The 20,576-nt window shown below is 73.6% G+C and carries 16 protein-coding genes; 3 read left to right on the top strand and 13 right to left on the bottom strand.

The genetic code is table 11. The features are described 5' to 3' along the window. Positions 1-2: 2 nt before the first annotated feature. From IRQ30_RS16435 to IRQ30_RS16425, 3 genes are read right to left on the bottom strand one after another with little or no spacing between them, the layout of a single operon-like run. Complete coding sequence (locus IRQ30_RS16435; protein ID WP_193614068.1) at positions 3-740, bottom strand: hypothetical protein; 738 nt, start codon at positions 738-740, stop codon at positions 3-5. After that, entirely contained in the window at positions 730-1,524 is a 795-nt protein-coding gene (locus IRQ30_RS16430) for a hypothetical protein (protein ID WP_193614067.1), read from the bottom strand. Before IRQ30_RS16430 ends, IRQ30_RS16435 begins: the two co-directional genes overlap by 11 nt. Continuing rightward, positions 1,508-2,527: an FkbM family methyltransferase gene (locus IRQ30_RS16425; RefSeq protein WP_193614066.1), complete on the bottom strand. Its 1,020-nt coding sequence runs from the start codon at positions 2,525-2,527 to the stop codon at positions 1,508-1,510. The genes IRQ30_RS16430 and IRQ30_RS16425 overlap by 17 nt, the downstream gene beginning before the upstream one ends. A 238-nt stretch (positions 2,528-2,765) precedes the next feature. Here IRQ30_RS16425 and IRQ30_RS16420 point away from each other — a divergent pair, with 238 nt between their 5' ends. The 3 genes from IRQ30_RS16420 to IRQ30_RS16410 all read left to right on the top strand — a co-directional run bounded on the left by IRQ30_RS16420 (position 2,766) and on the right by IRQ30_RS16410 (position 6,466). Beyond that, positions 2,766-4,028 (top strand): acyltransferase family protein, encoded by a 1,263-nt coding sequence (locus IRQ30_RS16420; RefSeq protein WP_193614065.1) that lies wholly within the window; start codon positions 2,766-2,768, stop codon positions 4,026-4,028. Positions 4,029-4,333: 305 nt separating this feature from the next. Continuing rightward, positions 4,334-5,497, top strand: coding sequence for a right-handed parallel beta-helix repeat-containing protein (locus IRQ30_RS16415; protein WP_193614064.1), 1,164 nt, complete (start codon positions 4,334-4,336; stop codon positions 5,495-5,497). A 39-nt stretch (positions 5,498-5,536) separates the two neighbouring features. Beyond that, positions 5,537-6,466 (top strand): glycosyltransferase, encoded by a 930-nt coding sequence (locus IRQ30_RS16410; RefSeq protein WP_193614063.1) that lies wholly within the window; start codon positions 5,537-5,539, stop codon positions 6,464-6,466. A gap of 12 nt (positions 6,467-6,478) precedes the next feature. On the opposite strand, the gene IRQ30_RS16405 is transcribed toward IRQ30_RS16410, so the two are convergent. The 10 genes from IRQ30_RS16405 to IRQ30_RS16360 all read right to left on the bottom strand — a co-directional run bounded on the left by IRQ30_RS16405 (position 6,479) and on the right by IRQ30_RS16360 (position 20,544). Further along, positions 6,479-7,528, bottom strand: a complete 1,050-nt coding sequence (locus IRQ30_RS16405; RefSeq protein ID WP_193614062.1) for a glycosyltransferase — start codon at positions 7,526-7,528, stop codon at positions 6,479-6,481. Further along, positions 7,518-9,002: an oligosaccharide flippase family protein gene (locus tag IRQ30_RS16400; protein ID WP_193614061.1), complete on the bottom strand. Its 1,485-nt coding sequence runs from the start codon at positions 9,000-9,002 to the stop codon at positions 7,518-7,520. The genes IRQ30_RS16405 and IRQ30_RS16400 overlap by 11 nt, the downstream gene beginning before the upstream one ends. Continuing rightward, positions 8,999-10,039, bottom strand: a complete 1,041-nt coding sequence (locus IRQ30_RS16395) for a glycosyltransferase (RefSeq protein ID WP_193614060.1) — start codon at positions 10,037-10,039, stop codon at positions 8,999-9,001. Before IRQ30_RS16395 ends, IRQ30_RS16400 begins: the two co-directional genes overlap by 4 nt. Before the next feature lies 1 nt (position 10,040). Then, complete coding sequence (locus IRQ30_RS16390; protein ID WP_193614059.1) at positions 10,041-11,141, bottom strand: DegT/DnrJ/EryC1/StrS family aminotransferase; 1,101 nt, start codon at positions 11,139-11,141, stop codon at positions 10,041-10,043. After that, positions 11,138-11,839, bottom strand: a complete 702-nt coding sequence (locus tag IRQ30_RS16385) for a NeuD/PglB/VioB family sugar acetyltransferase (RefSeq protein WP_193614058.1) — start codon at positions 11,837-11,839, stop codon at positions 11,138-11,140. Before IRQ30_RS16385 ends, IRQ30_RS16390 begins: the two co-directional genes overlap by 4 nt. After that, complete coding sequence (locus IRQ30_RS16380; RefSeq protein ID WP_193614057.1) at positions 11,836-12,912, bottom strand: Gfo/Idh/MocA family protein; 1,077 nt, start codon at positions 12,910-12,912, stop codon at positions 11,836-11,838. The genes IRQ30_RS16385 and IRQ30_RS16380 overlap by 4 nt, the downstream gene beginning before the upstream one ends. Positions 12,913-12,937: 25 nt before the next feature. Beyond that, positions 12,938-14,050, bottom strand: a complete 1,113-nt coding sequence (locus IRQ30_RS16375) for a DegT/DnrJ/EryC1/StrS family aminotransferase (RefSeq protein ID WP_193614056.1) — start codon at positions 14,048-14,050, stop codon at positions 12,938-12,940. Next, positions 14,047-14,637 (bottom strand): dTDP-4-dehydrorhamnose 3,5-epimerase, encoded by a 591-nt coding sequence (rfbC, locus tag IRQ30_RS16370; protein WP_193614055.1) that lies wholly within the window; start codon positions 14,635-14,637, stop codon positions 14,047-14,049. Before rfbC ends, IRQ30_RS16375 begins: the two co-directional genes overlap by 4 nt. Then, on the bottom strand, positions 14,634-15,656 hold the full coding sequence (locus IRQ30_RS16365) for a dTDP-glucose 4,6-dehydratase (RefSeq protein WP_338089756.1): 1,023 nt from the start codon (positions 15,654-15,656) through the stop codon (positions 14,634-14,636). Before IRQ30_RS16365 ends, rfbC begins: the two co-directional genes overlap by 4 nt. Positions 15,657-15,792: 136 nt before the next feature. Beyond that, positions 15,793-20,544, bottom strand: a complete 4,752-nt coding sequence (locus IRQ30_RS16360) for a DUF4082 domain-containing protein (RefSeq protein ID WP_338089755.1) — start codon at positions 20,542-20,544, stop codon at positions 15,793-15,795. Between the last annotated feature and the right edge of the window lie 32 nt (positions 20,545-20,576).

Genomic DNA, 20,576 nt, shown 5'->3' with positions numbered 1-20,576 from the left:
GCTCAGGGCTTCCGGCCACGCGCGGCCGTGAGGTCGGCGACCCCGTCGCGACCGTCGGCGTCGTCCGGCTCCTCGGTCATCCGCAGCTGGGGCACGGCGTGCTCCGCCGACCGCGCGCGCCGGCGGCGCCTGCGCAGCAGCAGGCTGTCGGCCAGCGCCGTCAGCATCAGGGTCGCCGCCACCCCCGCCGCCAGCACCATGAGCGCGGCCCGGAGCTGCGGCCGGTAGGAGACCGCCGGCTGCCTCGAGGAGGCGATGACCTCGGAGCGGATGAGCTGCCGGTCCTCGACGCCGGCCGAGGACTGGATGGTCGAGAGCGTGGCGGGGACCTGGTCGACCAGCACCTCGAGCCCGGCTGCGGCCGACGCCGCCGACGGTGCCTCGACGGTGACGAGGAGGATCGGGGCGGCCGTGCCGGTGTCGCGCTCCACGAGGCCGGAGACGGCGCCGGTGCCCGCGAGCCGCTCCTGGACCGGGTCGGAGGAGAGTCCCGCGGCGGCGACGTCCACCGCCGCCTCGAGGCCGCCCATCACCAGGTAGGGGTTGCCACCGGGTCCGACGGTCTTCTCCGGCGCGAGGAGCACCACGCTCGCCTTCATCGTGTAGACCGGGGAGACGCGCTGCGTCGCGAGATGGGTGAGCGGGAGGGTCACCAGCAGCCCGGCGATGACGAAGTACCACCGCCGTGTCACCAGGCCCAGGACCCCGTTGAACCTCACTGCCTCGGCATCAGATGCCATGTGGATCACCTTGTCCCCATGAGGCCTGACCGAGCCGGTGCGGCGCGGCAGGCGTGGTCGTCACGGACGTGCGGGGCGGTGGGCCGCCCCCGGGGTCGGAGGACGCCTGGTGCCGCCCCCGACGGCCGTCGAGCCTGCGGGTGCCGAGACGGCACGCCACGACGGTGAGCAGCAGCCCCAGCAGCGCGGTCGCGACCATGGCGCGCTCGCGGTGGGTGGGCGCGTAGCGCACCTGGGGCACCGCCGGCACGCTGCTCGCGGTGGCCCGCGTCCGCGGCGGCACGCCGGCGTCGTCCTGCAGCCGGTCCAGGGCCCGGGTCACCCGCGCGATCCCCTCCTCCAGGCGTCGGGAGACGCCCTGGGGGCTCTCGTCCACGGCCTCCACCCGGATGAACGGCCGGCTGAAGTCGTTGGCCCACTGCCCGCCGAGGTTGACCAGGCTGATCATGGTCTCGTGCCGCAGCCCCTGGTCGGCGAGGGTCAGCGACTGGTTGGTGACCCGCGGGACCTCCTCGCCGTTGGTGGCGACCTCGGCGACCAGCGCGGCGAAGCGCACGGCCTCCTGGTTGGAGGTGGCCAGCGGGTTGGGCACCGCCAGGGTCCGGGGCAGGTGGACCACCACCTCGACCTTGCCGACGTAGACGCCCTGCGCGGAGCCCACCGCGCTCGTCGCGAGGGCCGTCATCACGAGGCCGCCGATCGCGAGCGCCAGGACCAGGAGGCGGCGCCGCACGGGCGCCGCCGGGGCGTTCGTCGCCGCCCGGTCGTCACCGTGCTGACGCACGCTGAGCACCGCAGGTTCCGTCGTGGTCGGAGGTCCGCAGCGAGATGCCCGCCGCCGCGAGGTCCAACCCCGCCAGCGAGTCGGCATGGATCGCGATGACGTGCCGGGCCGGCCAGGGCGGGCGCTCCAGGGCGCTCAGCGTGAGGTCCTCCACCTCGTGCAGGACCCGGTCGTCGGGGGAGTAGAAGAAGAAGCGGTAGCCCCAGGCGCGGCACCGCCGGTACCACGGGATCGAGCGCTCGCCGATGAGGAGCACGAGGATGGAGGCGGCGCCGCGGGCGAGCAGCGCCGTGGCACCGCCCAGCACCTCGGGCTCGTAGCCGGCGACGTTGACCTTGAGGACCGAGACCCGGGACAGCCCCAGCCGCTCGACCTCGTCCGTGAGCGTGCGCACGGCGACCAGCTCCGAGGCCTGACCCTGACCCTCCGGGTCGGGGCGGTCGAGCCGGCTCAGGTAGCTGTTGCCCTGGGTGGCGAACGACTGCTCCCCGACCCGGTCGGAGAGGGCCACCTGGTGCACGTGGACCCGGTCGCCGAGACGGTTGTCCTCGAGGTTGCCTCGTAGCGAGGACACGTTGCCGCTGCTGGGCTCGAACGCGTGCACCTCACCGACCGGGAGCCGTGCGGCGAAGACCGAGAACTGCCCGATCGCGGCCCCGACGTCCACGACGACCCAGTCGGGATCGGCGACCTCGGAGAGGAAGCGGAACTCGGGGTCGATGAGCGTGCGGAACATGACGAGAGCCGGCGGCAGCTGGGAGGCGACGTCGAAGCCGATGGTCGCGCCCGAGCGCAGCCGGACCCGGGCTCGCTCCCTGCGTCCGAGGCGGAGCAGCACCAGCCGGGCGCCGCCGGCGAGGGCCGGCCCGGGGCCGACGACCCGGGCGCCCCACCGGAGCTTGTCCCATGCCTGCGCCAGGCTGCGCGAGCGACGGCGGAGGCCGCCCGGCGGCCGGCGGCGCGCGTCCCGCACGCCAGGCCGCAGCTGCCCGGACCGTTCCACGACAGATCCCCTCGCTCGCCGATGGTGTCGAGGCGGCCCGACGGGGCTGCGCTCGTCGCCCAGTCTCCGGCGCGGCCCCCGGCGAGCCGGCGCAACGGCCTCGACATCCCCAAAATTGTCTAAGCGCCGCACGGACGCCGGACCCTGCGGGTGCGTCCGCCGTAGCGTCTCGCTCGAGCCTCAGGGTCCGCCGGGTCGGCGGACCGGCTGGGGGACGGGCAGAGGGACAGGGTGCCGCGTGGCCACAGGGATCGGACGAGCGAGCGCGGCCACGCCGCTGCCGGCGGACGAGGCCGGACGGCTCGTCCCCGCACGCTTCGACTACCTGGACGGGATCCGGGCGGTCGCGGCGATGTTCGTGGTCGTCCACCACTCCTGGCTCCTGGCCTACCCCGGCTTCCCCCGCAACGTCGGGCCCTCCTGGCTGGGATGGATGCTCTACGGGCACATGGCCGTCTCGGTCTTCATCGTCGTCTCGGGGTTCTCCCTCGCGATCGCCCCGATGCGCCGCGACCTGCACCTGCCCGGGTCGAGCGCGCAGTTCATCGCCCGCCGCGGATGGCGCATCCTCCCGACGTACTGGGCGGCGCTGGCCCTCTCGTGCGTGGTGTTCGGGGTGGTGACGGCCGACCGGACCGGGGACGCGGTGGACCTCAAGGCGATCGTCGTCCACGCCGTGATGCTCCAGGACGTCGTCGACAGCGCGAAGCCGAACGGCGCCTTCTGGTCGATCGCCGTCGAGTGGCAGATCTACTTCCTGTTCCCCGTGATGCTGTACCTGTCGCGTCGCCTGGGGATGAGCCGGACCTTCGCGGGCACCCTCCTCCTCGTGCTCGCGGGCTACCTGCTCGCCGTGAGCCTGAGCCCCTTCGAGCGCTTCCTGAACATCACGCCGCAGTACATCGCGCTGTTCGCGATGGGCGTGCTGGCCGCGGGCCTGCTCCGTCCGGCCGCCGACCTCCGGTGGACCCGGGTCCTGCTCCCCGTCGGCGTCGTGCTGGCCGTGGCGTTCATCGCCCTGTGCCGCGCCCAGGGCTCCGTGTGGGTCGTGGACCACTTCTTCTGGGTCGACCTCCTCGTCGGCGCGGCGGTCGCCGCAGCCATCGGTGCGCTGGCGGTCGGGCGCGGTCACGCGGCCGCGCGGCTCCTCGGCAGCCGGGTGCTGGTGGGGGTGGGCGCCTACAGCTACAGCATCTACCTCGTCCACGCGCCGATCCTGTGGCTGGTGTGGCACTTCGGGGTCTCGCGGCCCGAGCTCTCGCCGGGCGCCAGGCTGGCCCTGCTGCTGGCGACCGCGGGACCGATCGTGCTGGTCACGTGCTGGCTCTTCCACCTGGTCTTCGAGCGACCGTTCCTCACCCGGCGCTCGTGGGCGGCCTGGCGGGACCTGCTGACCACCCACGCCGCCCGCCGGGCGGGTCCGCCGGCGCCCGGGCTCCCGCCCCCCGCCGCGGTCGCGGTCGCGGACCTGGGCCCGGCGCAGCCCGCGGGGGAGCGCTGAGCCGGCGTCCTCAACATTGGGTAAATCGGTGCCGAGAAGCACCCGTGCCGGGTTCGCGTTTGCCCTGGTGACACGCCTGTTGCCGCCGATCGGAGGGACGATCGCGCCCCGTCCGGCAATTTGCGCTCTCCCGTCCGAGCGGGTTCGTTGGAGCAACCACCAGGGCAGCCTGCCCATGATCCTGCTGCCGCAGGAAGCCGCCCACCGGGTCGGTCCTCGCGGCTCGTCGCCACCAGGCGGCACGGGGTCGTACGTCGCGGGTGGGGGCACCGCGTGACACCCACACACCCCCTCGGAGTCACCACATGACCACGTTCTCCCGGGCGCGCCGTGCCGCGCTCGCCAGCATCGTCGCCGCCTCGCTCTGGGCGGCGGCGCCCGTCGGCGCCGCACCCGACGGGTCCTCGGACCGGTCCTCGGTCGCCGAGCGCCGCGTGTCGGCCGAGACCCGGTCGGACGCGCGCCGTCACTGCTGGCCGCGCCGCCGTCACTGCTGGTGGTGGCCGGCGCCCACGCCGAGCCCCGTCCCGACGCCGGCCCCGACGCCCGAGCCCACTCCCGAGCCGGAGCCGACGCCCGAGCCGGAGCCGACGCCGGAGCCCAGCCCCGAGCCCAGCCCCGAGCCGACGCCCGAGCCGACCCCGACCCCGGAGCCGACCCCGGAGCCGACCCCGGAGCCGACGCCCGAGCCGACCCCCGATCCGACGCCGGAGCCGGCGCCGGTGCCGGGCGGCTACGGGGACGCCGCCTCGACGGGAGTGCCGGCGGGCACGAGGCTCACCGCCTCCCGGAGCCTCACCGTCACCGAGGACGGCGCGGTCGTCGACGGGCTGGACATCGCCGGCACGCTCACGGTCAAGGCCTCGAACGTCACCGTGCGGAACACCCGGGTGCGCGGCAGTGCCTTCTGGGTCGTCACCATCGCCAACAGCGCGAGGAACGTGCGGTTCGAGAACGTCGAGGTGGACGGTCTGGGGATGGAGGGCAGCGAGGGCTCCTCCGGCATCGTCGGTCCCGGCACGTTCGTCGGCGTCGACATCCAGGGCACCGAGAACGGCCTGGTCCCGAGCTCCGGCTCGGTGATGCGCGACTCCTACATCCACGACCTGGATGCCCCGGGTGCGCCCCACTACGACGGCATCCAGATCGACGGTGGACAGAGTGACGTGCGCATCACCGGCACCACCGTGGACATGTCCAACCACACCCAGACGTCCGCGGTCATGGTCGACAACTACTTCGGGCCGATCCGCAACGTGGTGGTCGAGCGCAACCGTCTCCTCGGCGGCGGCTACACGGTCTACGCCGACGGCAACTTCTCCCTGGTCGACACCATCGTCGGCGTCCGCTACGCCCACAACCGGATGGGCAAGGGCTACTACGGCTACGGCCTGCTGCGCCAGGCCCTGGTCGAGTGGGTCGGCAACGTCGACGACGCCACCGGCCGGCCGGTGGTCCCCGGCGGCTGATCGGCTGCAGCGTCCGCGATCCGCTCGTAGGATCGCGCCGTGAGCCAGCGCGTCGACGTCGTCATCGTGACGTACAACAGCGCGCGCACGATCGGGCCCCTGCTCGACAGCCTTCCGGCTGCGGCAGGGGTCCTGCCGTGGCGCACCGTGGTCGTCGACAACGCGTCGGTCGACGACACCTGCGCGGTGGTGGCCGACCGGGCCGACGCCCAGCTGGTGCGGGCCCCCAACGACGGCTACGCCGCCGGCCTCAACCGCGGGGTCGCGGCTGCCGGTGGGAGCGGCCCGGTCCTGATGCTCAACCCCGACTGCGTCCTCGAGCCCGGCTGCCTCGAGCTGCTCGTCCGGGCGCAGGAGGAGACCGGCGCCGGCGTCGTCGTGCCGCAGGTGCAGGGTCAGGACGGCGTCACCGCCCGGTCGCTGCGACGCGAGCCGTCCCTGCCACGCTCGATCGGCCTCGGGGAGTCGCGGTGGCCGGTGCTCAGCGAGGTGGTGACCGACGACGCGGCCTACGCGGGTCGCCACCCCGTCGACTGGGCGACCGGGGCGGTGATGCTGGTCAGCCGTGACTGCTACGACGTCGTGGGCGGCCTGGACGAGTCCTTCTTCATGTACTCCGAGGAGACCGACCTGTGCCTGCGCGCCCGCGACCACGGTCTCCTGACCTACGTCGAGCCCCGCGCCCTCGCCATGCACATCGGTGCCGCCTCCGGGCAGAGCCCCGAGCTGTACGCGATGCAGGCGGTCAACCGCGTGCGCCTCTACCGGCGCCGCCACGGCGCGGCCGCCAGCCTCCTCTTCCTCCTGCTCGCCGTCGTCCGGGAGACCGGCCGGTCCCTCGGGGGTGACGCGGAGGCGCGGCGAGCCGCGGAGGCCCTGGTGCGCCGGTCCCGCAGGCCGGCGCAGCTGCCGTGGACGGGGTCGATCCTGCGCCGTTCGCGACCCCGCGGCCGACCCGTCCCCACGTAGGGTCGACGGCTCTCAGGACTGCGACATCAACGGCGCACAGATCCGCAGCAGGTCCTCGCGCAGCCCGTCCTCGTGGTAGCGGTGCAGCACGGACGCGGACGCGCGGCGCCCCGTGGCCGCGAGCGTGTCCAACGGCAGGCCCATCACCCGTTGCAGCTCGCGCACGAGCTGGGCGGTCGACCTCACGGGGCTGCAGTAGCCGGGGTCGAAGAACTCCTCCCCGCCGCCGCCCGGGTAGCCCACGACGTAGCTGCCGCACGCCATGGCCTCGGCGGGCGGGAGGCCGAAGCCGTCGCGGTCGCTGAGGCTGACGAAGAGCGGGACCCGGCGCAGCGTCTCGGCGACCTGGGCCTCGGACATGCCGGTCAGCGGCACCGGCTGCCACCCCACCCGGAGGGCGCGCAGCATGTGCAGGACCTGGTTCCGCTCCTGGGCGCGCCGGGTCGGGACGTAGGCGAACTCCCGCCGGTCCGGCACGGGGCCGGGGTGGAAGAGCCGCCCGTCGACGACGGGCCGGGCGACGTCGACGGGCACGCCGGGGAAGGACATCGCCAGCAGCTCGGCGCTGTCGCGCGACACCGTCATGATCCCCTCGAGCCGGCCGAGGTCCTCGTACGGCGAGCCGGGCGCCGTGGTCTCGAGGTCGAGGGCGTCGAAGGTGAGGTAGGCGCCCTGGTTGAAGACCAGCACCCGGATCTCGGGATCGAGGTGGCGCATCGAGGGCCCGTAGACCTCCGGCACGACGAGCAGGTCCTCGGCCCCGAAGCGCAGCCGGCGGCTGTCGACGACCGGGGTCGTGTGGGCGAACCAGGTCGCGCGGAACCCGGGTGCCGTGTGCAGCACCGCGGCCCGCAGGCCGAGGGCGTTGAGGAGGTCGACGTGACGGTAGGCGACCCGCACCCCGCCGTGCGGGGTGTCGACGTCCGGCACGAGGTAGTAGATCGTCGGCGTGCCTCGGGGGGCGTGCACCCGGATCTCGGGGACCCGTCGCCATCGCCGCTCGCGGTGGGCCCGGTAGCGACCGACCGCGGCCCGGGCCGCCTCCGAGGCGCTAGGCAGCACGGTGGCTCCCCACGGTGCTCGCCGTCGCCGGGGGAGGGGACCGGTCCGCCGGGACGTCGTCGAGGGTGAGCCGCCGCAGGTGCGGACCGGCCGCGAGCGCGTAGACGCCGGACATGGCGAGCCCGGCGACGCTCAGCTGCAGCCACGGGTCGTCCAGCGCCGCCACGGCCAGCACGCCGACGCCCACGGTCGGCACCGCCGCGGCGATCGGGACCCCCAGGGCGCGGACCACCGGGCCGCTGCCGACGCCGGCGATCCGCAGCGCCACGAGGAAGGCGGGGACCGCGACGAGCGACGCGACCGCGACGTGGGCGAGGCCGGCGCCGGCCAGGCCCCGCCCCTGGACCGCCCACCACATCGCGGGCACCAGGGACAGGAACCACAGCAGCTGGCAGCTCAGCAGCAGGAGCGAGCGTCCGTGCGCGGTCAGGTAGGCCACCCAGACGTCGATCAGGATCCGCAGCGCCCCCAGCGGGGCAAGCCAGACCAGCGCCGTCGCGGCGGCCGCCCACCGCTCGCCGTACAGGATCGTCACCACCGGGTGGGCCAGCACGGCGAGGCCGACCGACATCGGGACCGCCACGGCCCAGGTCAGGCCGCAGGCGCGCGCCAGGGTGGCCGTCGCGTCACCCGTCCCGCTCCGGTGGATCTCGGCGAACGCCGGCATCGCGACCGCCCGGATCGCCGTCCCCACGATCGAGCTCGGCCACGACGACAGGTTGAACGCGATGCTGTAGAGGCCGAGCACGGTCACGCCCCCGAGACGGCCGACCGCCACGTTGTCGACGTTGAGCAGCCCCAGCGACAGCAGCCCGGCGAGGGAGAGCGGCAGGCCGAAGCGGAGCCCGGACCATGCGACGGACCGGTCCCACCCGACCCGCGGGCGGGTGCGTGTCAGGACGAACTGCAGCACCACGACCGCCGTCTGGGAGACCAGCCGTCCGATCGCGATCGAGATCGCGCCCCAGCCCGCCACGGCCAGCCCGAGCGCGAGGCCGGTGGACAGCACGAAGGCGACCAGCTCGATGTGGAACAGCTCGCGCTGCCGCAGGTCTCGCTGCAGGCGGGCGAACGGCACCACCCCGATGCCGGCGAGGAGCAGCGTCAGCGCCATCACGCGGATGACCGCGGTGGCCTCCGGGGCGGCGAAGAAGTCCGCGAAGGCCGGTGCGGCCAGCAGCACCGCGACCGTCAGGAAGCCGGACGAGACCAGGGAGAGGGTGGCGATCGTGGGCCCTCGTCGGTCGACGTCGCCGTGGCGGATCAGGTCGGCCGCCAGCCCGAGCTCGCTGAGGGTCATCAGCGCGGTCTGGACGGTGAGGGCGATGGCGAACACCCCGAACGCCTCGGGGTCGAGGAGACGCGCCAGGAGGATGCCGGTCACCAACGTGCCCAGTCGCAGCGTCAGGTTGTTCAGCGCGCTCCACCAGATGCCCGTGCGGACCCGCGCACCCAGGGTCCCGGGCGTGGTCATAGGCCGTACCGGCGCCAGACCCGCCACCGGAGGTGCTCCTCGACGCGCCGGGGGAACGCCGCCGCCCGGTGCTCGAGGAGCCCGTCCGCGAGCCGCGCGGCGCGGTGCGGGACGGCTGCCGTCGCGGTGGCCTCCGTCTCCTGGGCGAAGCGGACGAAGGCGTCGACCTGGTCGGGTGCGGCGAGGTCGCGGCGGCTGGCCAGGGCCAGCCGTCGAGCCCGGCGCGCGAGCGAGCGGTGGGCCCGGTCGCGCAGCGCGCTGTCCAGGTCGACGCCCCGGGGCGGGTCGTCGAAGAGGATCCGGAGGACCTCGCGCTGCTCGACGAGGTCGCGGTGCATCCCGGCGAACCTCGTGAGGTGCATGTTGGCGCCGTGCACCCGGTAGAACGCCTGGGCGCCGTTGTTGACGCGCCCGACCCCCCACGAGGCTCCGGCCTGGTACCACAGCAGCATGTCGGCCCCCAGCGGGAGACGTGCGTCGTAGGCGCCGATCTCCGACCACGCGGCGGCGCGCATCACCGCCGTCGGCGTGTAGATCGGGTTCCTCGACCGACGAGCGCGCGGGGCCAGCCACTCGCCGGGGCCCCACACCGACCAGCTCCGGGGACGGTGGTCGACGTCGGGAGGCACGTCCGCGAACGACGGGGCGTGGCCGTAGACGAGGCCGACCTCCGGGTGCGCCTCCATGAGGGCGGTGGCGCGGGTGAGCGCGTTCGGCGCCAGCAGGTCGTCGGCCGAGAGCAGGACGAGGTAGTCGCCGCCGACCTTGCCGAGCCCCTCGTTGTAGGTCTGGATGTGGCCCTGGTTGGTCTCGTGGGCCAGGACGTCCACCCGGGCGTCGGCGGCCGCGATCCGGTGCGCGACGGCGAGGCTGTCGTCGGTCGAGGCGTCGTCGACGATCAGCACGTCGACGTCGACGTGGTCCTGGTCGAGCGCCGAGGCCACCGCCTCGGGGAGGAACCGGCCGTAGTTGTAGCAGGGCACGACCACCGAGACGCGGGGACGCGACGTGAGCCCCACCGGCCGACGCAGTCGCACGTCAGCCCTCCAGGGAGGCGGCCACGGCGGTGGCGACCCGCTCCTGCTGGTCGCCGGCCAGGTGTGGGTACATCGGCAGCGACAGGATCTCGTCGGCTGCCCGCTCGGACACCGGGAAGCTGCCCGGCCCGAGACCGAGGTGCGCGTAGGCGCCGGTCAGGTGGACCGGCGTCGGGTAGTGGACGCCCGCACCGATGCCGGCGGCGCCCAGGTCGGCGAGCAGGCGGTCGCGGTGCGGCGACCGCACGACGTAGAGGTGCCAGACGTCGGTGTTGCCCTCGGCGGACCGCGGCAGTCGCAGCCCCGCCACGTCGACCAGCAGCTCCGCGTAGCGGGCGGCGGCCTCGCGGCGCAGCTCGTTCCACTTCTCCAGTCGGGAGAGCTTGGCACTCAGGTAGACGGCCTGGACGGTGTCGAGGCGGGAGTTCATCCCCACGACGTCGTGCACGTACTTGCGCGGCGACCCGTGGGCGGCGAGCACCCTGACCGTCGCGGCGACGTCCGGGTCGTCGGTCATCACCGCCCCCGCGTCGCCGGCGGCACCGAGGTTCTTGCCGGGGTAGAAGCTGGTCGCTGCGACGGCGCCCAGGGAGCCGGCCGGGCGGCCGTGCCGCAGGGCTCCCTGCGCCTGCGCGGCGTCCTCCACGAGGGGGATGTCACCCGCCACCGCCTGCAGGCGCTCGACGAACGCGGTCTGGCCGAAGAGGTGCACCGGCACGACGGCCTGCGTCCGGTGCGTGATCGCGTCCCGCACCCGCTCGGGGTCGATCAGCAGGTGGTCCTCGTCGACGTCGACGAGCACCGGGTGCGCCCCGATGCGGGACACCGCCTCGGCGGTCGCGATGAACGTGTTGGCGGGAAGGACCACCTCGCCGCCGGCTCGCACCCCGACCGCGCGCAGCGCGAGCTCGAGGCCGTCGGTCCCGTTGGCGACGCCGACGCAGTGCCGGGTGCCGACGTAGGCGGCGTACTGGCGCTCGAACTCGTCGACCTCGCGGCCGCCCACGAACGCGGTCCGGCGGAAGACGTCCGCCAGGCCGATGCTCACCTCGTCCGCGACCTCGTCGTGCTGGGCGGCGAGGTCCACCAGGGGGATGGTCATGGCACGTGCCTTCCTCGGGCGCCACGCGCGCCCGGCCGGTCGGGAGCGGAGGAGCGGCCGGTCCCCAGCGTCGTCTCGAGGCGGCGGGCCGGCACCCCGGCCCACACCTGCTCCGGTGGGAGGTCCCTGGTGAGGGCGGCTCCCATGCCGAGCGTGGCGCCCGCCCCGACGGTGAGACCCTCCCGCACGGAGGCGTTCATGCCGACGTACGCCGTCGGGCCGACCCGGACCCGACCGCCGAGCACGGCGCCGGCGCACACCGTCGCGTAGTCGGCCACGACGTCGTCGTGGGTGAGCGTGGCGTTCGGCATCACGACCACGTGCGCCCCCAGGCGGACGTGGGCGGTGAGCACGACACCGGCGAGCAGGACGGTGCCGCGACCGACGGTGCAGTCCGCGGGGAGCGACACCGAGGGGTGGACGAGCGTGAGGTAGCGGTCCTCGTGGACGCCGAGACCGGCGAGACGCTCCACGATGCTCCGGCGAGCCGTGCCCCGCCCGGCGCACACCAGCACCCGGTGCTGCCGGTGCTGGCGGACCTCCGCGAGGCCGCCCACGACCGGCACGCCGCCCACCTCGGTGCCCCAGCGGCCGGGGTCGTCGTCGAGGACCACCGCGTCCTCCAGGTAGCCGAAGGTCCGCACGGCCGCGATCGCCTCGAGGGCGAGCCCGCTGGCGGCGACCAGCACGAGCCTCATGTCGCGACCCGCACCGGGGGCGCGACGGCCGGCTCGCCCGCCACGGGCACCAGGGCTCCGTGCTCGCGCATGCTCGCTCCGGCCGCCTCCAGGACGTTGAGGATGCGCAGCCCGGCCCGTCCGTCGGTGCGCGGCGCGCGCCCCTCGCGGATGCTCGCCGCGAACTCCTCCACCATGGCGCCGAGGGCCTCGCGCTCCTGGAGCGCCGGGGCCCACGTGTCGCCCACCCGGTAGGCCACGTTGCGCGCGGCGCGCGCCTCGCCGTCGGCGGGGCGCTCGGTGAGCTCGACGCCGCGGTCGTAGATGCTGACGCGCTGCACGAGGTTCAGGTCGTCCCACACCAGCGTGCGGCGAGAGCCGCCGATGACCATCTGCCGGATCTTGGTGGGGCTGAGCCAGTTGACGTGGACGTGGGCCATCGCCCCGCTGCGCAGGGGCAGGTTGAGGTGGCCGACGCAGGCCTTGCCGGCCCCCAGCGGGTCGGAGCCGTGAGCGGAGACGCCGATCGGGTCGAGGCCCCCCGGGAGCACGAAGTCGAAGACCGACAGGTCGTGCGGCGCGAGGTCCCACAGCACGTCGACGTCGGGCTGGATCAGGCCGAGGTTGATCCGGACCGAGTCGATGAAGAGGATCTCGCCGAGCGCCCCCTCGGCCACCAGCTCGCGGATCTTGCTGACGGCGGGCGTGTAGCAGTAGGTGTGGTCGGCCATCAGCACCAGTCCGTCCAGCTCCGCCTGGCGCACCATCTCGCGGCCGCGGGCGGTGCTGTCGGCGAGCGGCTTCTCCACGAGGACGTGCTTGCCGGCGCGCAACGCCGCGAGCGCGAGTCCCTGGTGGGTCGCGGCGGGGGTCGCGATCGCGACCGCGTCCACGTCGCCCATCGCGAGCACCTCGGCCAACGAGTCCGTGACGGTCACGAAGGGCAGGTCCTGCACGAGCCTGCGTGCCTTGGCCGGGTCGAGGTCGCACACGGCGACCAGGTCCCAGTCGTCGCTCGACAGGAAGTTGCGGACCAGGTTGGGCCCCCAGTAGCCGGCGCCGACGACGGCCACACCCAGACGGTCACGGGACATCACGGTTCTCCTTGGCTGGTGGTGCTCACAGGCACTTCTCGAGGGCGGTGACGACCTGGTCCTGCTCGTCGTCGGTCAGGCCGAAGAACATCGGCAGCAGCACCGTCCGGGCTGCTGCCTCGTCGGTGTGCGGCAGCCGCACCGAGGGCAGGTCGGCGTAGGCCGGCTGCGTGTGGATGGCGAAGATCCGGCGGGTCGCGACCCCCAGCTCCAGCATCGCCACCATCAGCTCCTCCTGGGTCCGCTCGGTGCGCAGGCGGACGTTGTAGGACTGGTAGACGTGGGTGAAGCCCTCGGGGACGTACGGCGTCTCCACGCCGTCCTGCCCGGCGAGCAGCTCGTCGTAGCGACGACCGAGTCGCTCGCGCTCGGCGACGATCTCGTCGACCCGCCCCATCTGCACGACCCCGATGGCCGACTGGATGTCGGTGATCTTGTGGTTGAACCCGACCTCGGGATAGGTCTCCAGGACCACCCGCTGCGCCCGGTCGCGGTCGGCGGTCGAGACGGAGGCGGAGTGGGCGCGCAGCAGACGTATCCGCTCCGCGGCACGCGCGTCGTCCGTGGTCACCATGCCGCCCTCACCGGTGGTGAGGATCTTGCGGGCGTCGAAGGAGAAGCAGGTGAGGTCCGCCAGGGACCCCAGGCGCCGGCCGTGGACGGTGGCTCCCAGGGACGGGGCCGCGTCCTCGACGACCTGGAGGCCGTGCCGGGCGGCGACCGCCTTGACGGCGGGGATGTCGGCCGGGAGACCGATCTGGCTCACCGGCAGGACGGCCCGGGTCCGCGCGGTGATCGCGGCCTCGACCAGCTCCGGGTCGATGTTGTAGGTGCGGGGGTCGATGTCGACGAAGACCGGGACGGCTCCGCAGTAGCGGATGGCGTTGGCGGTGGCGATGAAGCTGAACGACGGGCAGATGACCTCGTCGCCCGGGCCGACCCCGGCGGCGAGCAGCGCGAGGTGCAGCCCCGTGGTGCAGCTGCTGACCGCCACGGCGTGCTCGGCGCCGACGTACTCGGCCACCAGGCGCTCGAACTCCGCCGTGCGCGGTCCGTTCATCAGCCACCCGGAGTGGACGACCGAGGCGGCGGCAGCGGCCTCGGCCTCGCCGAGTGCGAGCCGGGTGATGGGGATCATGGGCGGGGGCTCCTGTGCTCGGACCACCCTGGCCCGAAGTCGGGATCGGCGCGATAGGCGGCGAAGGAGGGGGCGCCGGCGTCCTTCGCCGAGGTGAGCGGCCGCTCGACCGGCCAGGCAATCGCGAGCTCGGGATCGTCGTGGGCGAGGGCGCGCTCGGCGTCGGGCCGGTGCAGGCCGGTGCACTTGTACTGCACCTCGGCCACCTCCGAGACCACCGCGAACCCGTGGGCGTAGGACGGTGGCACCAGCAGCTGCGAGCGGTTCTCGGCGCTGAGCCGGACGGCCAGCCACTGCCCGAAGGTGGGGGAGTCGACCTCGAGGTCGACGACGACGTCGTGGACCTCGCCCACGGTGCAGCGGACCAGTCGCCACTGCGCCCCCGACGGTCCCTGGTAGTGCAGGCCGCGGACGACGCCCTCGCGGGACCGTGAGTGGTTGTCCTGCACGAACTCCAGGTCCAGGCCGAGGTCGTCGAACGTGCGTCGGCTGTAGGACTCGTAGAAGAACCCGCGGTGGTCCTCGTGGGTCTCGAGCTCGAGGAGCCGGACGCCCGGCAGGGCGAGCTCCGTGGCGACGGTCTTCATGCGGTCCAGTTCCTGTCCTCGATCATGGCGAGCATCGCCTCGGGCGACTCGGGCCGCTGCGCGAACCACGCCACCAGCTCCTCGATCCCGTCCGCGAAGGCGACCCGCGGCTCGAAGGAGGTGAGCTTGCGCATGAGCGTGTCGTCCACGAGGAGGCGGCGGACGTCGCCCGGCCGGTCCTCGGCGTGGACGGCCGCGGGCACGTCCCCGCCGACCGACCGGCGGATCAGCTCGACCAGGTCGTTGATGCTGGTCTCGCTGCCGGACCCGAGGTTGACCGTCTCACCGACGGCCTCGTCGCAGGTCGCGAGCGCGAGCAGCCCCGCGGCGGTGTCGGAGACGTGGGTGAAGTCGCGGGTCTGGGTGCCGTCGCCGAAGACCAGCGCCGGCTTCGAGCACATCGCGCGCACGATGGTCCGCGGGATCACCTCGCCGCTGTCGCCCTCGAAGTGGCTGCGCGGGCCGTAGGTGTTGAACGGCCGGACGACGACGACCGGGAGCCCGTAGGTGCGGAAGTGGGCGCGGGCGCAGGCCTCCCCGGCGAGCTTGGAGGCGCCGTAGACCGTCTCCGGCCAGGTCGGGTGCCGCTCGTCCATCGGCACGGTCTGGGCGGTGCCGAAGACCTCGCTCGAGCTCACGTGCACGAACCTGCCGACGCGCTCGGCCAGCGCTGCCTGCAGCAGGCCCAGGGTTCCGTCCGCGTTGACCGAGTGGTTCTCGACCGGGTCGTGCAGGCTGTGCCGCACGCCCAGGCAGGCCAGGTGCAGGACCACGTCGGCTCCCCGCAGCAGCGGTGAGACCGCCGCCAGGTCGCGGATGTCGGCCACCGTCAGGTCGGTGCGGGGGTCCTCCAGCGCCGACGCAAGGTTCTCGACCCGTCCGTTGACCAGGTTGTCCACGACCCGGACCTTCGCCACGTCGGCGGCCAGCAGCGCGTCCACGAGGTGGCTGCCGATGAAGCCGGCGCCGCCGGTGACCACGACCTCGGCGCCCGCCAGGGCACTCGTCTGAGCTTGCACGTCTCTCCCCAGGTTCTCGGCGGTGCGGTTCTCCGTGCGCCCCACGCTTCAGCATCCGCAGGGCCCTCGGAGCGTTTGCGGGGGCGCCTCCCCTAAATAGGGGAGACGCCCCCGAGGAGCTGCGCGGCGGGTCGCGTCAGTTCGTCTGGTGGCGGTAGACGAGGTCCACCCAGTAGTTGCTGCCGCCGCCCGAGATCCCGTTCGGGAAGCCGCCCCCGGCGCCGTAGCGGTAGCGCCCGTTGCCGGCGGGCGCCGACAGCGGGCCGGCGGTGACCGGCCCGGTGAAGTAGCTGGGCGTGATCGCGAAGACCCCGGACGGCGAGTAGTAGGACACGACGTAGGTCTGGCCCGCGGTGAGCTCGAGCGGGGTCGCGAGGGTGGCGGTCTGCCACCCCGAGGCGGTCTCGCCGGTGAAGGTGACCGTCGCCAGTCGGACGCCGCCGGTCGTCCAGATCGACCCCGTGTGCGTGCCCGTGTTGGAGGCGCCCTTGTAGAAGCGGATGGCGGTGACCGCGCCGCTCGCGGACGGCGTGAACGCCATCCCCAGCTCGATCGGCTGACCGTCGCTGACCGCGGGGCTCGCCGGGACCTGGCCGTCCAGGAGGGACGCGAAGGCCGTCGAGCCGGCCTCGGTGCGGAACGTCCACGACTGCGCTCCGAGCGCGGCGCCCTCGGTCGACACGATGCCGGTGAGGCTCACCGTGAGGTCGCTCGCGGCCGGCAGCGAGGCACTCGGGGTGAACGTCATCGTCTGTCCGTTCGCGGACAGCTGGGCCGTGCCGGCGACGGGGGTCGACCCCGCGGTGACCGTCATCGACCCTCCGGGGGCCACCGGGGCGGTGAAGGTGACCGCGGGCCTCGCGGTGCGGGGCACGTCGTCGGCACCCGGCGCGGGCGCGCGTGAGGCGATGCCCACCGTCGGGGCGTCGGGCTTGAACCGGACGTCCACGAAGTAGTTCGTGGAGGCCCAGGAGCCGGTCGGGAACCCACCGCCGGCGCCGTACAGGTAGCGGCCGTTGCTGCCCGCGGGGGCCGTGAGGGCCCCGCTGGTCCACGGACTCGTGAAGAAGCCCGGGGTGAACGCGTAGTGGCCCTGCGGTGCGTAGTAGGACACCAGGTAGGACGTGCCGGCGCTCACCTGCACCGGCGAGGTCAGCGTGGCGGTCTGCCAGCCGCTCGCGGTCTCGTTGCCGTACGTCACGGTGGCGAGCCGCTCACCGGTCGCGCTCCACAGGGAGCCGGTGTGGGTGCCGCCGTTGCCGGGTCCCTTGAAGAACCGCAGGGCGGTCACCTGGCCGTTCCTCGTCGGTCGGAACACGGTGCCCAGCTCCACCGGCGACGACTCGTTCGCCGCCGGGGTCTCGGGCACCACGTCGCTGAACAGGGTCTGGGCGTCGGGGGAGTCGGGCCCTCGGGTGCGGAACGTCCAGGTCTGGGTCGCGAGCGCCGCCCCCTCGGTCGAGGTCACGCCCGACAGGACGACGCGGATGTCGGCGTCGGCCGGCAGCGGGGAGGCCGGGGTGAAGGTCAGGGTCGTGGCGTCGGGGGAGCGCGTCACCGCTCCCGCGATCGGGGTGAGGCCCGCGCCCGTCACCTGGCTCACCTGCATCGAGTGGCCGGTCGGCGCGATCGGCTCCGTGAACGACACCTTGACCGGCGTCGTCCGCGGCACCGCGAGCGCCCCGGGTGCGGGGTCCTGGCCGGCGACGCCGATCGCCGGCGCTCCGCGCTCGAACACCACGTCCACGTGGTAGCTCGACGCGGACGGCGAGCCCGGGAACCCGGCGCCGTAGGTGTAGGCGCCCGAGTCGCGCAGGACGTGCAGCGGCGCACGGTCGAGGTCGGTGCCGCCGAAGGCGTTCAGGTCGGCCGACCAGCGGCCGACCGGTGCGCGGTACGACGCGACGTACTGGGTGCTCTTCGCGATCGGCACCGGCTCGTCGAACGTGAGGGTCTGCCAGCCCGCCGTCGACTCCCCGGTGAAGGTGCCCTGGGCGAGCAGCGTCCCGGTGGCCGTCCACAGGGCGCCGGTGTGCGTGCCGGTGTTGTTGACGCTCTTGTAGAAGCGGATGCCGGTGACCGTCCCCGCCTTGTCGGAGGTGAACCTCGTGCCCAGCGTCACCGGGCCCGGGTCGTTGGACTCCAGCAGGGCCGGGACCTTGGACTCGTCGAACAGGGTGCAGGGGCACACGCCGGGCGCGCTCGCCGGCCTGGCCGTGGTGAAGGACCAGGACCCGCCGGACGACACCTGGTTGCCCAGGGTGTCCGTCGCGGTCACGCTCGCCGTGTGCCGGACGAACCCGGCGAGGGGCGAGGTCGGCGTGAACGTCGCGGTGCGCGTGCTGCTGTCGTAGGTCGTGGCACCCGGCACGGAGGTGTTGGCGGCGTCCTTGAGCGTGAGCGCGACGCTGCTCGCCGTGACCGTCTTGTTGAGCTTGACCGACACCCGCGTGGACGACGGCACGCTGGTGGAGCCCGCGATCGGCCACGGGTCGGTCGCGATCAGGGGCGAGTCGTCGACCGAGGTGAACATCGCGTCGACGAAGTAGTTGGCGTGGCGCGCGCTGTTGACCGGGAACCGGTCGGGGACCGCGTAGACGCCGGCCGGCACGGAGCCGTAGCCGCCGTCGACCTGTAGCGGCACCGCGTCGATGCCCTTCGCCGCGAACGCCCACGGCTCCACGCTGAAGCGGCCCTGGGGGGCGGTGTAGGAGGCGACGTAGGTCTGGCCGGCGGTGACCGGGACGGGGGTCGCGAACCGCACGCTCTGCCAGCCGGCCGCGGTCTCCTCGGTGAACGTGGCTCGGGCGAGCCGCTCGCCCGCGGCGCTCCACAGCGAGCCGACGTGGGTGCCACCGTTGCCGGTGCCCTTGTAGAAGCGGACCCCGGAGACGAACCCGTCGACGGTGGGTCGGAACCGCAGCCCCAGCTCCACCGGGGCCGCGTCGTCGACGGCGGCGACCGCGGGCACGGTGGACCCGAACACGCCGCAGGGGCAGGTGACGGTGACGGTGCGGGTCGCGGTCGCGCCGATGTTGGCGCTGTCGTCGATGGCGCGGACGCGCAGCCCGGTGGCGCCCATCCCAGACTGCGAGAAGGCGTAGGACCAGCTCGTGGTGCCGTTCGCGGGGTGCCAGGTGAGCCCGGCGTCGGTCGAGACCTCGACGCCGGCCACCCGGCCGCCGCCGGTGTCGGTCGCGGTCCCCGTGAGCGTCGTCTGCGCCCCGTGGGCGATGCTCGCACCGCCCGCCGGGGCGGCGACCGTGACGGTCGGCCCGGTCAGGTCGGTGGACTTGGTCGCCGGCGAGAGCGTGCTGTCGAGCGTGGTGGGCTGGGCACTCATGTCGGCCAGCAGGTTGACCTGGGCCTGCTGCATCCGGCGGTCGGCAGGCTCGGGGGCGTAGGGGGAGTCGTGCTCGGCGTCCAGGCCCCAGCTCCACTGGATGCTGCCGGCGCTGAACACGAGTGCCTTGCTGGGCGCCCGGTACATCGTGACGTGGTGCGTCGTCGTCCCGGCCGCGGTCGTGTTGCCGAAGTCCTGCAGGTACTCCGGGGAGTGGCCCGTCGTCGTCGACAGCCGGATCAGCCCGGCCGGCCGCTCGCCGTTGTCCAGGTCCTCGTTGGACTCGTAGCCCACGGTGTGGGGCGCGAGGGCCGCGGAGCCGGACGTCATCGAGGCCAGACTGGTGCCTCGCCACAGACGTGTCTTGCCCTCGGCGGCGCTGACGGTGACGGGCAGGTCGGTGAAGTTCGACATGTAGATCGTCCCGGTCACCGCGTTCTCCGGGCGGCCCGCTCCCGCGCTCCTCGGGGCGTAGCGGGGATCGCGCCAGGTGCCGGTCCACTCGGTCGCCGGGTCGATCTTGGCCTTCTCCCAGGTCTCCTTGTAGGACACGAGGGTGCGGTACGGCGTGTGGCCGGCGTCGGCCGAGGGCTCGTAGCGGGTGCGCCAGTACATCTCGTTGCCGCTGAGGAACATCAGGTTGACGCCGGCGTCGCGCGCCGCCTCGACGTTGGCACGCTGCGCCCCGCTCCAGTACTCGTCGTGGCCCACCGACAGGAAGGTCCGGTGGTTGAGGAGCAGCGAGCCGCGGCGGTCGGTGTCGACACCGGCCAGGTAGCTGACGTCGTAGCCGTTCTTCTCCAGGAACCGGACCATCGGGTACTCGGCCGAGAAGAAGAAGTCGTGGTTGGTGCTGCCACCCCGGGTCGCGAACGGCCGGTTGTAGCTCGCCTTGAACGTCCGGCCGTTGGCGCCACCGTGGTAGAAGCTCGAGCCGCCGTAGTCGTTGTAGGCCTGCCACGTGGTGTCGGAGGTCTGGAAGACGACGTCGGAGTGGCTGGAGTCGTCGCGGACGACGAACGTGATGTGGCTGGAGCCGCCGGTGTCGGGGCGGTCGAGGTGGGCGATGTAGACCCCCGAGACCGCCGTCGTGGGCACGTTCCAGGAGGCGGAGACCTTCCACGTGCCGCAGTCGTAGAGCTCGGTGGTGGAGTCGGTGATGCAGTCCGGCTGCGACTGGGGCAGGGGGACCGAGGGCGCGACCGTCGTGATCCGGCGCGCGCCGTCGCCGTCGTAGTAGCCCAGGCGGTAGATGGTGATGTCGTAGTCGGCCGCGTCGGTGTCGATCTTGAAGTCGACCCGCTGGCCGACGTTGACGCTGATGTCGGTGGAGTAGCCCTGGATGGTGTCGTCACCGGCTCCGTAGAAGTCGTCCCAGACGCTCGACGGGGTGCCGGGCAGGCTGTTCTCGCAGGCCACCTTGTTGCCCCCCGCACCACAGGGGGCGATCGGTGGGGGAGACGCGCTCGACGGGGTCGAGGTGGTCACCGCCGTCAGCCCTCCGAGCGCCAGGAGGAGCACCGCCGCGGCCCGGAGGCGCTGCACCGGGGAGCGACGGAGGGATCGACGGGGGGACC

It is taken from the genome of Nocardioides lijunqiniae (genome assembly GCF_015024225.1).
Classification (GTDB): Bacteria; Actinomycetota; Actinomycetes; order Propionibacteriales; family Nocardioidaceae; genus Nocardioides; species Nocardioides lijunqiniae.
Note: the sequence above shows the minus strand (reverse complement) of the source record. Positions and strands in the feature narration are given on the sequence as shown.

What these genes read in the sequence shown, in the direction of transcription:
- IRQ30_RS16385 (WP_193614058.1), bottom strand. Translation starts at nt 11,839, where the DNA reads ATGAGGCTCGTGCTGGTCGCCGCCAGCGGGCTCGCCCTCGAGGCGATC.
- IRQ30_RS16390 (WP_193614059.1), bottom strand. Translation starts at nt 11,141, where the DNA reads ATGACCATCCCCCTGGTGGACCTCGCCGCCCAGCACGACGAGGTCGCG.
- IRQ30_RS16415 (WP_193614064.1), top strand. Translation starts at nt 4,334, where the DNA reads ATGACCACGTTCTCCCGGGCGCGCCGTGCCGCGCTCGCCAGCATCGTC.
- IRQ30_RS16375 (WP_193614056.1), bottom strand. Translation starts at nt 14,050, where the DNA reads ATGATCCCCATCACCCGGCTCGCACTCGGCGAGGCCGAGGCCGCTGCC.
- IRQ30_RS16435 (WP_193614068.1), bottom strand. Translation starts at nt 740, where the DNA reads ATGGCATCTGATGCCGAGGCAGTGAGGTTCAACGGGGTCCTGGGCCTG.
- rfbC (WP_193614055.1), bottom strand. Translation starts at nt 14,637, where the DNA reads ATGAAGACCGTCGCCACGGAGCTCGCCCTGCCGGGCGTCCGGCTCCTC.
- IRQ30_RS16400 (WP_193614061.1), bottom strand. Translation starts at nt 9,002, where the DNA reads ATGACCACGCCCGGGACCCTGGGTGCGCGGGTCCGCACGGGCATCTGG.
- IRQ30_RS16380 (WP_193614057.1), bottom strand. Translation starts at nt 12,912, where the DNA reads ATGTCCCGTGACCGTCTGGGTGTGGCCGTCGTCGGCGCCGGCTACTGG.